Origin of the sequence: Streptomyces sp. CG 926 (assembly GCF_003148825.1) — a bacterium.
Lineage (GTDB): Bacteria > Actinomycetota > Actinomycetes > Streptomycetales > Streptomycetaceae > Streptomyces.
Window position 1 is genome coordinate 61,933 of sequence record NZ_QGGZ01000009.1, and the last position, 12,151, is coordinate 74,083.

The window sequence follows — 12,151 nt, forward strand, 5'->3', positions numbered from 1 at the left end:
GGCTCTGCGCACAACTGCCTCCGGGGCATGGGGGGATGGAGGGGGTCAGCGGCGCCCAAGATGGTCCAGACCAATACCCTTGTCAAGACCTCCGGCCCACCTTCGCCGGCACGCACGCGGCCGCCTCGTGCATCGCGAGCTCCAGCACCGCCGGGTCGGTGAGCGTCCCCTCGCCGTCCGGGAGCACCAGCCAGCGGACCCCGCCGGCCGCCCGGCCGGGATACGGGACGACGACCCAACTCCCGCTCCCGGCACCCCGTACACCCGTGCCGAGCCACCGCGACGCCGTCCCCGCGGGCACGAAGAAGCCGAGCCTCGGCATCGATGCGTGGCTCCGCGGCGTGGCCCCGAAGTCGGCGAGCACCGGCCCGGGCCGGTCGAGGATCAGGCGGAGCACGTCGAGGGTGGGCCGCCCCAACTCCCCGGGCAGGATCAGCACGTCCCAGCGGCGGCCGGCGGGCAGCAGGGCGACCCCGAGGGGGTTGCGCTCCCACTCCCACCGGCAGGCGTCCGGATCCGGCGCCGCCGATACCAGCCATTCCACCGCCGTCTTGGCCCCCGGGATCGTCATCGCCCGGCCTCCGTTCCCTGTAGGTGAGGGGTTCTCACCTGGAGAGAGCGGGGCCGGGCTCGGGTATGACGCGGGTTTCGTTACTCCATGGTAGTGAATCAGGTCACACGGTCACGGGCGGTCCGCGCCGGGGCGTGCGGCCGGGGGCGTGCGCTGCGCCGGGGTCGCGGCCGGCCGGGCGCGGCTAGCTGTCGAAGCCGAGGCCGAGCTTGTCCATCGCCTTCAGCCACAGGTTCCGGTGTCCGCCCCGGGCGTCCGCGCGGGCCAGCGACCACTTGGTGAGCGCGATCCCGGTCCAGGCGAAGGGCTCGGGCGGGAACGGCATCGGCTTGGACTTCACCATCTCCAGCTTCGTGCGCTCGGTGGAGAGCCCGTCCAGCAGGTCGAGCATCACCTCCGCCCCGAACCGGGTGGCGCCCACGCCGAGCCCGGTGTAGCCGGCCGCGTAGGCCACCTTCCCGGAGTGCGCGGTGCCGAAGAAGGCGGAGAAGCGCGAGCAGGTGTCGATGGCGCCGCCCCAGGCGTGACTGAACTTCAGGCCCTCCAACTGCGGGAAGGCGGTGAAGAAGTGCTCCGCGAGCTTGAGGTAGGTCTCGGGGCGGTGGTCGTACTCGGAGTCGAGCTTCCCCCGGTAGGGATAGATCGCGTCGTAGCCGCCCCACAGGATCCGGTTGTCGCGGGTGATCCGGAAGTAGTGGAACTGGTTGGCGCTGTCGCCGAGCCCCTGCCGCCGCTTCCAGCCGATCGCGGCCAGTTGGGTCTCGTCGAGCGGCTCGCTCATCAGCGCGTAGTCGTAGACCGGCACGGTGAACGGGCGGACCCGGCGGACCAGCGAGGGGAAGATGTTCGTGCCGAGGGCGACCCGGCGCGCGAGGATCGTGCCGTAGGGGGTCGTCACGGTCATCCCGGAGCCGGCAGCGGCCAGCTTCAGGCCGCGGGTGTTCTCGTAGATCCGCACCCCGAGCTCCAGGCAGGCCCGCTTGAGGCCCCAGGCCAGCTTCGCCGGGTTGAGCATGGCGACGCCCTCGCGGTCCCAGAGGCCGGCGAGGAAGGTCGGCGAGTCGACCTCGGCGCGCACCGCCTCGCCGTCCAGCCACTCCGAGCCGTCCGCGAGGCCCAGGCGCAGTGCCTCCTCGTGCAGTTCGCGCAGCTCCTCGACCTGGTGCGGTTCGGTGGCGACGTCGATCTCGCCGGTCCGTTCGAAGTCGCAGTCGATGCCGTAGCGGGCGACGGCCTCCTCGATGGCGTCGAGGTTGCGGGCGCCCATCTCCTCCAGCTTCGCCAGCTCGCCGGGCCAGCGGGCCATTCCGTTGCTGAGGCCGTGGGTGAGGGAGGCGGCGCAGAATCCGCCGTTGCGGCCGGAGGCGGCCCAGCCCGCCTCCTTGCTCTCGATCAGTACGACGTCCCGCCCGGGGTCGCGCTCCTTGGCGATCAGCGCGGTCCACAGTCCGCTGTAGCCGCCGCCGACGACCAGCAGGTCGCAGCGCTCGTCGGAGGTCAGCGCCGGCTCGGGGGCCGGCTTGCCGGGGTCGTCCAGCCAGTACGAGACGGGCTTCGCTTCGGAAAGGGATTTCGCAACACTACGCATGGCGACTGGGGCCATGTCTTCCAACTCCCTACGGAACTGATGACGTGCTTTCCCGAATTACTTCGGTTGTGCCTTCTTGCGGCGGTTGCCGACCATCTGGCCGGCCAGGACCACCAGCACCGCGATGACGAACATCGCCGTACCGATGACGTTGATCTGCACGGGCGTACCGCGCTGGGCCGAGCCCCACACGAACATGGGGAAGGTGACGGTGTTGCCCGAGTTGAAGTTGGTGATGATGAAGTCGTCGAAGGAGAGCGCGAAGGAGAGCAGCGCGCCCGCCGCGATACCGGGTGCCGCGATCGGCAGGGTGACCCGTACGAAGGTCTGCACCGGGCCGGCGTAGAGGTCGCGGGCGGCCTCCTCCAGCCGTGGGTCCATGGACAGGACACGCGCCTTGACGGCGGCGACGACGAAGCTGAGGCAGAACATGATGTGGGCTATCAGGATCGTCCAGAAGCCCAGCTGGATGCCCATGTTGAGGAAGAGCGCGAGCAGCGAGGCCGCCATCACGATCTCGGGCATGGCCATGGGCAGGAAGATCAGCGAGTTGACCGCGCCGCGCGCCCGGAAGCGGTAGCGCACGAGCGCGAAGGCGATCGCGGTGCCCAGCGCGGTCGCCACCAGGGTGGACCACAGCGCGATCTGGAGCGAGAGGGACAGCGACCCGCACATGTCGGCGACCCCGCAGGGGTCCTTCCACGCGTCGAGGGAGAACTCCTGCCAGGCGTAGTTGAACCGCCCGGTGGGATTGTTGAAGGAGAAGACGGTCACGACGACGTTCGGCAGGATCATGTACGCGAGCGTGCCGAGGCCCGCGATGACGACCAGGTTGCGCCGGAGCCAGGTGAGGGGATTACGCATCAGACCAGGTCCTCCGTCCCCGCTCGGCGGATGTAGATGGTGACCATGATCAGCACGATCGCCATGAGAATGAAGGACAGCGCGGCCGCCGTCGGGTAGTCGAGGATCCGCAGGTACTGCGACTGGATGACGCTGCCGATCATCCGGGTGTCCGTGGACCCGAGCAGTTCGGCGTTCACGTAGTCGCCGCTCGCCGGGATGAAGGTGAGCAGGGTTCCGGAGACCACGCCCGGCATCGAGAGCGGGAAGGTCACCTTCCGGAAGACCGTGGCGGGGCGGGCGTACAGGTCGCCGGCCGCTTCGTGGAGCCGGGTGTCGATGCGCTCCAGCGAGGAGTACAGCGGCAGGATCATGAAGGGGAGGAAGTTGTACGTCAGACCGCAGACCACCGCGAGCGGCGTGGCCAGCACCCGGTCCCCCTCGGTCATGCCCAGCCAGCTGGTGACGTCGAGGAAGCCGACGCTGTTGAGGACGCCGACGACCGGTCCGCCGTCGGCCAGGATCGTCTTCCAGGCGAGGGTGCGGATCAGGAAGCTGGTGAAGAACGGGGCGATGACCAGGACCAGCAGCAGGTTGCGCCAGCGGCCCGCCTTGAAGGCGATCAGGTAGGCCAGCGGGTAGCCGAGGAGCAGGCACAGCGCGGTGGCGGTGCCCGCGTAGAGCAGGGAGCGCAGGAACTGCGGGTAGTACTCGGTGAAGGCGTCCCAGTAGGTCCCGAAGTGCCAGGTGACCTGGAAGCCCTCTTCGAGGGAGCCGGTCTGCACCGAGGTGGAGGCCTGGTAGATCATCGGCAGGACGAAGAAGACCAGCAGCCACAGGATGCCGGGGAGCAGCAGCCAGTACGGGATCAGCCGCTTGCGCAGGGACGGCTTGTGGACCGGGGGTTCGGTGGGGGCGGGCGCCTGGGGCGGCGCCGTCTCCACCACGGAGCCGCTCACACGCTCTCCTCGACCGTCTCGATGCCCGCGTCGATGTCCTGGTCGGCGTCCAGCCCGAAGGTGTGCTCCGGGCTCCAGTGCAGGATCACCTCGGCGCCCGGTGCCAGGCGGGCGTCCCTGTCTATGTTCTGGACGTACACCTCCAGCTCGGGGCAGACCTGGCTGTCGATGACGTACTGGGTGGAGACGCCGATGAAGGAGGAGGCGGCGATCCGGCCCGGGACCTTGTTGCGGCCGGCCGCGATGGTGTCCTCCTCGTCCGCGTGGACCAGGGAGATCTTCTCGGGGCGGACGCCGACCAGGAGCTTTCCGCCGGTGCGGGGCGTGGTCGAACATCGCGCGGCCGGCAGGCGCAGCGTGGAGCCGGCGGCGGAGACGACTATCTCGGACCCGGAGCCGGCGGCGGCTCCGGTGCCGGCGGTCTCCACGGTGGCCTCGATCAGGTTCGAGGTGCCGAGGAAGTTGGCGACGAAGGTGGTACCCGGGTTCTCGTACAACTCGGCGGGGGCGCCCAACTGCTCGACGCGACCGCCGTTCATCACGGCGACCGTGTCGGCCATGGTCATGGCCTCCTCCTGGTCATGCGTGACGTGCACGAAGGTGATGCCGACCTCGGTCTGGATCCGCTTGAGCTCCAGCTGCATCTGGCGGCGCAGCTTCAGGTCGAGGGCGCCGAGCGGCTCGTCGAGGAGCAGCACCTGTGGGTGGTTGATCAGGGCGCGGGCGACGGCGACGCGCTGCTGCTGGCCGCCTGAGAGCTGGTGCGGCTTGCGCTGGGCGAACTGGCCGAGCTGGACCAGCTCCAGCATGTCGTCGACCTGCTTCTTGACCGACTTGACGCCGCGGCGGCGCAGTCCGAAGGCGACGTTCTCGAAGATGCTCAGGTGCGGGAAGAGCGCGTAGCTCTGGAAGACCGTGTTGACCGGGCGCTTGTACGGCTGCAGGTCGGTGACGTCCCGGTCGCCGAGGTGCACCGTGCCGGTGGAGGGCTCCTCCAGGCCGGCGATCATGCGCAGGGTGGTGGTCTTCCCGCAGCCCGAGGCGCCGAGCAGGGCGAAGAAGGAGCCCTGGGGAATGGTGAGATCCAGCGGGTGCACGGCGGTGAAGGTGCCGTAGTGCTTGCTGATCCCGGAGAGGCGGACGTCGCCGCCCGCGGTCTTGTCAGTCATGGATGGTCCCGGGGTTGGGTGGGGCAAGGGGGCGAAGGCTCGGCGGAGCCGGCGGGGCCGGCGGGGCCGCCGGAGGGGTCCGGCGGTCGGGGTCGCGGTCCGGTGGGATCGGCTCGCCGCGAGGCGTGCGTCAGGCGCCGATGAGCTTGGCGAACTTCTCCTCGTACGCCGTCTCTTCCTCGCTGGTGAGGGAGCGGAAGGCGTGGGCCTTGGCGGCCATCGCCTTGTCCGGGACGATCAGGGGGTTGTCCGCGAGCGCGGGATCGATCTTGGCCAGTTCGTCCTTGACGCCCTCGACCGGGCAGACGTAGCTGATGTACGCGGCCAGCTGGGCGGCGATCTCGGGCTCGTAGTAGAAGTCGATGAGCTTCTCCGCGTTGGCCTTGTGCCGGGCCTTGGCGGGGACCAGCAGGTTGTCGCTGGAGGTGATGTATCCGGGGGCGGGGATGGCGTACTTGATGTCCGGGTTGCCGGCCTGGAGCTGGATGATGTCCCCGGCCCAGGCGAGGCAGGCGGCGAGGTCGCCCTTGTCCAGGTCGGACGTGTAGTCGTTGCCGGTGAAGCGGCGGATCTGGTTCTTGTCCACGCCCTTCTGGAGCCGGCCGACGGCCTCGTCGAAGTCTGCTGTGGTGAAGGTCGCCGGGTTCTTGCCCTGGTCGAGCAGGGTCATGCCGACGGTGTCGCGCATCTCGGTGAGGAAGCCGACGCGGCCCTTGAGGGAGGGGTCGTCGAGCAGCTGGGTGACGGAGTCGACCTTCTTCCCGCCGGTCGCCTTCTCGTTGTAGGCGATGACGGTGTCGATGCCGGTCCAGGGGTAGCTGTAGGAGCGGCCCGGGTCCCAGTCGGGGCTGCGGAACTGCGGGATCAGGTTGGCGTAGGCGTGCGGGAGGTGCGCGGGGTCCAGCTTCTGTGCCCAGCCGAGGCGGATGATGCGGGCGGCCAACCAGTCGGTGACGACGATCAGGTCGCGGCCGGTGTCCTGGCCGGCCGCGAGCTGGGGGCGGATCTTGCCGAAGAACTCGACGTTGTCGTTGATGTCCTCGGTGTACTTGACCTTGATGCCGGTCCGCTTGGTGAACTCCTCCAGCGTGGGACGGCTCTTCTCGTCCTCGCTGGTGTCCATGTACTCGGTCCAGTTGGAGAAGTTGATCTCCTTCTCCTGGGCCGAGCGGTCGTCGGAGGCCGCGGCCGCGTCGCCCTCACGTTTGGCGGGCGGGATCCCGCACGCGGTGAGTGCGGACAGCCCTCCGAGGGTGAGCGCTCCGACTCCGGAGGCGCGCAGCAACGAGCGGCGGGTGAGGGCGCCGCGCCCGCTGGTGAGGCTGCGCCGCATCGCGGCGAGTTGCGCCGCCGAGAGGCGGTCGGGCTCGAACTGCTCCATGCGCTGTGCCCTTTCGGGAGGTGTACCGCTGGTCAGGCGGTGGGCCCATGCGGCGGCGGCCGCGGGTGGTTACGGACGGTCCCCGAAGATCGTGCGGTGCCAGTCCTTCTCGGCGACCGCGGTGTTGTCGTACATCACGTGCTTGACCTGCGTGTACTCCTCGAAGGAGTAGGTCGACATGTCCTTTCCGAAGCCGCTGGCCTTGTAGCCCCCGTGGGGCATCTCGCTGATGATCGGAATGTGGTCGTTGACCCAGACGCAGCCCGCCTTGATCTCGCGGGTGGCCCGGTTCGCCCGGTAGAGGTCGCGGCTCCAGGCGGAGGCGGCGAGTCCGTACGGGGTGTCGTTGGCCAGCGCCAGCCCCTCGTCGTCGGTGTCGAAGGGCAGGACGACGAGGACCGGTCCGAAGATCTCGGACTGGACGACCTCGCTGTCCTGGGCCGCGCCGGCGATGAGGGTGGGCCGGTAGTACGCGCCCTCGGCCAGGTCGCCGCCCGGGATCTCGCCGCCGGTGACGACGGTGGCGTAGCCGCGGGCGCGCTCGACGAAGCCGGCGACCCGGTCGCGCTGGGCGTGCGAGACCAGCGGGCCGAGGTCGGTGGTGGGCGCGAAGGGGTCCCCGAGGCGGACGCTCTCCATCAGCTCGGCCACCCGGGCGACGAAGGCGTCGTGCAGGGGGCGCTGGACGTAGGCGCGGGTGGCGGCGGTGCAGTCCTGGCCGGTGTTGATGAGGGAGGCGGCGACGGCGCCGTGCGCGGCCGCCTCCAGGTCGGCGTCGTCGAAGACGAGGAAGGGGGCCTTGCCGCCGAGCTCCAGGTGGAGCCGCTTGACGGTGGCGGTGGCGATCTCGGCGACCCGCTTGCCGACGGCGGTGGAGCCGGTGAAGGAGGTCATCACCACGTCGGGGTGGCCCACGAGGTGCTCGCCTGCTTCCCGGCCGGCGCCGTTGACGATGTTGATCACGCCGTCGGGCAGACCCGCTTCCTTGGCCGCCTGAGCGAACATCAGGGAGGTCAGCGGGGTCAGCTCGGCGGGCTTGAGGACGATCGTGTTGCCCGCGGCGATCGCCGGAAGGATCTTCCAAGCGGCCATCTGGAGCGGATAGTTCCAGGGTGCGATCGAGCCGACGACCCCGATGGCCTCACGGCGTACGTACGAGGTGTGGTCGCCCGAGTACTCGGCGGCCGCCTGCCCCTGGAGGTGCCGGGCGGCGCCCGCGAAGAAGGCCGTGTTGTCGATGGTCCCCGGTACGTCGAACTCCGTGGACAGCTTGATCGGCTTGCCGCACTGGAGGGACTCGGCGTACGCGAAGTCCTCCGCCTGCTCGGCCAGTACGGCGGCCAGCTTGTGCAGGGCGTCCGAACGCTCGCCCGGGGTGGCGCCGGACCAGCCCGGGAAGGCCCTCTTGGCGGCGGCGACGGCGTCGTCGACGTCCGCGGTGCTCGCGAGCTCGTAGGTCAGGACCTCGTCGCCGGTGGCCGGGTCGATCACGGTGTGTGACTGTCCGGAGGTGCCGGGCCTCAGGTGCCCGTCGATGTACTGCGCGCCGCCTGCGAAGCGGTCTTCGACCTGGAAGCGGTTGCCCATAACGCTCTCACGCTCTCCGTAGCTACAGTTCGAGCTACAGCTCGAATTGAGTGCCGATCCTGGCAGAGGTGATGCCCTCGGCCAAGTGATTCCGTTGTTGCTCTTTGATTACGCGACGGAATCGGTCGACCATGTGTCGAGGCACACCGAAAATCCCGTACGAAGTGTCAGTGGCGACTGCCAGACTCGCGTGCATGGAGATGATCGACGAACTGATCAAGCAGGTCAGCCGTGGTGAGCGGGTGAAGTACCTGCCGTTCTGGGGGCACCGCCCGCAGCCGGACGGCAGGCTCGGTCCCAGCTGCCTGAGCCAGTGGTGGCCCGCTTCTTTCACTGTCGGTGACGTCCGATATGCGACCGCGGAGCACTGGATGATGGCCGGCAAGGCCCGGCTCTTCGGCGACGCCGAGGCGGAGCGGGCCGCGGTGGACGCGAAGAGCCCGGCGGCCGCGAAGAAGGTCGGACGCCTCGTGCGCGGCTTCGACAACGAGATATGGGAGCGCGAGCGGTTCGCCCTGGTGGTGGAGGGCAGCGTGCACAAGTTCGGCTCGGACCCGGCGCTGAGCGGGTACCTGCTGGGTACCGGGCAGCGGGTGCTGGTGGAGGCGAGCCCGATGGACCGGATCTGGGGCATCGGACTCGCGGCCGACGACGAGCGCGCCCTGGACCCGGCACGCTGGCGCGGGCTGAACCTGCTGGGCTTCGCACTGATGGAGGCCCGGGAGCGGCTCCGGCAGGACGGGGCGTGACGGAGCGGCGCCGGGTCGCCGCCGTGATCGTCCGGGACGGCTGCGTACTGATGGTGCGCGAGCGCGGCCTGGGCCCCACGGGCCGGCATGACGGGCCGGAGTACTGGACGCTGCCGGGTGGCGGCCTGGAGGCGGGCGAGGAGCCCGAGGACGCGGTCCGGCGGGAGGTCGCCGAGGAGACCGGCCTGCGCGCCCTGGGGGTGCGGTACGCGTACGAAGCCCCCTACCCGTCGGGCCTGACCTCGTGCTTCCGCGTGGAGGTCGAGCCCGGCGAACCGGTCCTCGGCGTCGACGCGGACCTCCGTTGCGACTGCCCGCGGATGGTGGGGCTCGTGTGGGTGCCGCTGTCGCGCGCGGTCGACGGCCCCGAGGTCATGGTGCCCACCCTGCTCTCGGCGGCGCGGGTCTGACGTACGCGGGTCCGAGGTAAATGCGTGGCGGCGCCCAGGACGGGCCCCCTAACGTGATGCTCGTCCAGGTGCGCAGGGGAGACCTACTTCGACTGCCGCGGGTTCGAATCCCGTCGCCGGCTCCGGCCGGTGTAGCTCAGCTGGTAGAGCACCGCATGGTCTCGCCGACGTTGTTCTCTGGACACCTACGTCACGCACCTCCCGGTGCGCAGGCTGCGGCTCCTTCTTTTGCAGAGAACCACAGGCCGCCGCCACCTTGATCTCGGGAGGCCCGCGTGGGGGATGCCCGGTGCGCAGGCGACGGTTACTTCTGGGGACCCGGAGGTCGTGGGTTCGAATCCCACCCGGCTCGTCACCCGCAAGGGAACGGGCCGGTGGAGCAGCCAGGTAGCTCGTCGGGCATAAAGTCCGCCGCCGACTCCCGATCTCGGGCATCCCTCACGCAACGCCTCCCCCGCTTCCATCGAATTCGGGGGGATTCTCATGTCTCGCTTCAACCTGCGCGCCGTCAAGTCGGCGCCCGCCGGCCCCACTTCGCCGGTCCGGTCCGCCGGAGTCGCCCGCACCGCTCAGGGCGGCCCGGGCCACCTGCGCGACCCGCGCTCCGAGCTGTTCCTGCTCGCCGTCGCCAACTTCGTGACGCAGCGGACCGCGTACGAGGGTGGTGGGGCGCGCGACGACCGGTTCGCGGCGCTCGTGCGCACGCTCGCCGTCGAGGATCCCGCGTGGACGGCCGGCCTGCTGGGCTGGCTCCGCGGGGACGCGAACATGCGGACCGCCTCGCTCGTCGGCGCGGCCGAGTACGTGAAGGCGCGGCTGGAGGCGGGCGCCACCGAGGGGCCTTCGAACCGTCAGGTGGTCGACTCCGTGCTGCGGCGCGCGGACGAGCCCGGTGAGCTGCTGGCGTACTGGACGGCGACCTACGGGCGCAACGTGCCCAAGCCCGTCAAGCGCGGTATCGCCGACGCGGTACGCCGGCTCTACTGCGCCGCCTCGCTCCTGAAGTACGACACCGACTCCAAGGGCTACCGCTTCGGCGACGTCCTGAACCTCGTGCACGCCTCCCCCGACCCGGCCAAGCCGTGGCAGGGCGAGCTGTTCCGCCACGCCCTGGACCGCAGGCACAACCCGCAGGAGGCGCAGGTCCCGGCGGGCAACCGCACCCTGGTCGCGCACCGGGCGCTGATGGAGCTGCCGGTCGCCGAACGGCGTGCCGTGGTCCTCGCCCCGGACGGGGCCGAGCGGCTGGAGGCTGCGGGCATGACCTGGGAGTCGTTGGCCGGCTGGCTGCAGGGGCCGATGGACGCGGCCGCCTGGGAGGCGGTCATCCCGTCCATGGGCGTGATGGCGCTGCTGCGCAACCTGCGCAACTTCGACCGGGCCGGGGTCTCGGACGCGGTGGCCGCGCGGGTCGCGGCGAGGATCTGCGACCCGGAGGTCGTCGCCCGGTCCCGGCAGTTCCCCTTCCGCTACCTGGCCGCCTACCAGCACGCGCCCTCGCTGCGCTGGTCGTACCCGCTGGAGCAGGCGCTCGGCCACTCGTTGGCCGACGTACCGGCGCTGCCGGGCCGGACGCTGGTCCTCGTCGACCGGTCCGGGTCGATGTGGTCCCGGCTGTCGGACCGCTCCGAGCTCAACCGGGCGGACGCCGCGGCCATTTTCGGTACGGCGTTGGCGCTGCGGGCCGATCAGGCCGATCTGGTGCAGTTCGGTACGACCAGCGCGGCGGTCCGCCACGACCGCGGCGAGTCGGTGCTGAAGGTGCTGGAGCGGTTCGGGCACCTCGGCGGGACCTGTACGGCCGAGGCGGTGAAGCAGCACTACCGGGGCCACGACCGGGTGTTGATCGTCACCGACGAGCAGGTGGCCGCGCACGGCCACGGCGGCGATCCGACCGCCGAGGTACCGACGACGATTCCGGTCTACACCTGGAACCTGGCCGGCTACCGGGTGGGGCACGCGCCCTCCGGTACCGCGAACCGGCACACCTTCGGCGGTCTCACCGACGGAGCCTTCCGGATGGTGTCCCTGATCGAGTCCGGCCGGGACGCCCACTGGCCGTGGGCCTCCTGAGGCTCGGACCGCTCAGACCTTCTCGCGTACCTGCGAGTTGCCGTAGGGGCTGTCGTAGGGCGAGTCGTCCTCGGCGTCCCGGTCCATGAGTCCGATGAACATGACCGCGATCATCAGGGCGCCCAGCAGGATGCCGATCGCGCCCAAGATGATGCCGGCGAGGGCCATCCCGCCGTTGTCGGCCTCGCCACGGCTCGCCTTGCCGCGGCCCAGGGTGCCGAAGACGACCGCGGCTATGCCGAGTGCCACGGCGAAGAAGCTGGTGATGCAACCGATGACCGCGAGTATCCCGAGGACGAGCGCGGCGATACCGAAGCCGTTGCTGCGCTGCACCCCGTAGGGCGGGTACGCACCCTGGCCGGGGTATCCCGGGTATCCGGGATACCCGGGGTGGCCGGCCTGCCCGGGGTGGCCGGGCTGCCCCGGGTAGCCCGCGTCGCCGGGGTACCCGTAGCCGGGCTGGGCCGGATACCCGTAGGCCGCGGACGCGGGCGGCCCGGTCATCGGCATGGGTGTCGGCGTCGGCGTCGGCGTCGGTATCTGGGCCGGGGCCGAGGTGGGCGGGGTGAACTGGTCACCCGGCATCCCGGCGAGCGTCGGCTGATCGTGCACGGACGGCGGGCCCGACACGCCCGGCGTGCCCTGCCCGTCCTGCGGCTTGCCCAGCTCGACCGCCGGCCGCTCCGGCGGCGCCCACGGGTCTCGCGGCTCGGGACTGCTGTCGGTCATACGGCGCCCCCCTCTCGTACAGCCATGCTAAGCGCTGACACCGACAGTCACGGGCGTGCCTACGATGAATCCCGACCTGCCCGCACCCGCGT

The 12,151-nt window shown here is 70.4% G+C and carries 11 protein-coding genes; 3 read left to right on the top strand and 8 right to left on the bottom strand.

What is annotated here, in order from left to right; genetic code table 11:
• Positions 1-82 precede the first annotated feature (82 nt).
• The 7 genes from BCL76_RS23625 to BCL76_RS23655 all read right to left on the bottom strand — a co-directional run bounded on the left by BCL76_RS23625 (position 83) and on the right by BCL76_RS23655 (position 8,098).
• The gene (locus BCL76_RS23625; RefSeq protein ID WP_181382687.1) at positions 83-571 is read right to left on the bottom strand and encodes a hypothetical protein; all 489 of its coding nucleotides are present in this window, start codon (positions 569-571) and stop codon (positions 83-85) included.
• 184 nt (positions 572-755) lie between these two features.
• Entirely contained in the window at positions 756-2,174 is a 1,419-nt protein-coding gene (locus BCL76_RS23630; protein WP_109781440.1) for an NAD(P)/FAD-dependent oxidoreductase, read from the bottom strand.
• A 42-nt stretch (positions 2,175-2,216) separates the two neighbouring features.
• Positions 2,217-3,023 (bottom strand): ABC transporter permease, encoded by an 807-nt coding sequence (locus tag BCL76_RS23635; RefSeq protein ID WP_030718627.1) that lies wholly within the window; start codon positions 3,021-3,023, stop codon positions 2,217-2,219.
• A complete protein-coding gene (locus BCL76_RS23640; RefSeq protein WP_375137958.1) occupies positions 3,023-3,961 on the bottom strand; it encodes an ABC transporter permease in 939 nt (312 codons plus the stop codon). Before BCL76_RS23640 ends, BCL76_RS23635 begins: the two co-directional genes overlap by 1 nt.
• Positions 3,958-5,130, bottom strand: coding sequence for an ABC transporter ATP-binding protein (locus tag BCL76_RS23645; RefSeq protein WP_109781441.1), 1,173 nt, complete (start codon positions 5,128-5,130; stop codon positions 3,958-3,960). Before BCL76_RS23645 ends, BCL76_RS23640 begins: the two co-directional genes overlap by 4 nt.
• A 130-nt stretch (positions 5,131-5,260) precedes the next feature.
• Complete coding sequence (locus BCL76_RS23650; protein ID WP_109781442.1) at positions 5,261-6,511, bottom strand: polyamine ABC transporter substrate-binding protein; 1,251 nt, start codon at positions 6,509-6,511, stop codon at positions 5,261-5,263.
• A gap of 69 nt (positions 6,512-6,580) precedes the next feature.
• The gene (locus BCL76_RS23655; protein ID WP_109781443.1) at positions 6,581-8,098 is read right to left on the bottom strand and encodes a gamma-aminobutyraldehyde dehydrogenase; all 1,518 of its coding nucleotides are present in this window, start codon (positions 8,096-8,098) and stop codon (positions 6,581-6,583) included.
• A 194-nt stretch (positions 8,099-8,292) separates the two neighbouring features.
• Between BCL76_RS23655 and BCL76_RS23660 the strand changes: the two genes are divergently transcribed.
• The 3 genes from BCL76_RS23660 (at position 8,293) to BCL76_RS23670 (ending at position 11,330) form a co-directional block, all read left to right on the top strand.
• Positions 8,293-8,847 carry an NADAR family protein gene (locus BCL76_RS23660; protein ID WP_109781444.1) on the top strand — a complete coding sequence of 185 codons (555 nt, stop codon included), beginning with the start codon at positions 8,293-8,295 and terminating at the stop codon, positions 8,845-8,847.
• Positions 8,844-9,257 carry an NUDIX domain-containing protein gene (locus tag BCL76_RS23665; RefSeq protein WP_181382688.1) on the top strand — a complete coding sequence of 138 codons (414 nt, stop codon included), beginning with the start codon at positions 8,844-8,846 and terminating at the stop codon, positions 9,255-9,257. Before BCL76_RS23660 ends, BCL76_RS23665 begins: the two co-directional genes overlap by 4 nt.
• A gap of 483 nt (positions 9,258-9,740) precedes the next feature.
• Positions 9,741-11,330 carry a TROVE domain-containing protein gene (locus BCL76_RS23670; RefSeq protein WP_109781445.1) on the top strand — a complete coding sequence of 530 codons (1,590 nt, stop codon included), beginning with the start codon at positions 9,741-9,743 and terminating at the stop codon, positions 11,328-11,330.
• A 12-nt stretch (positions 11,331-11,342) separates the two neighbouring features.
• Here the strand turns inward: BCL76_RS23670 and BCL76_RS39095 are convergent, their stop codons facing one another.
• Complete coding sequence (locus BCL76_RS39095) at positions 11,343-12,059, bottom strand: DUF4190 domain-containing protein (protein ID WP_109781446.1); 717 nt, start codon at positions 12,057-12,059, stop codon at positions 11,343-11,345.
• Positions 12,060-12,151 lie beyond the last annotated feature (92 nt).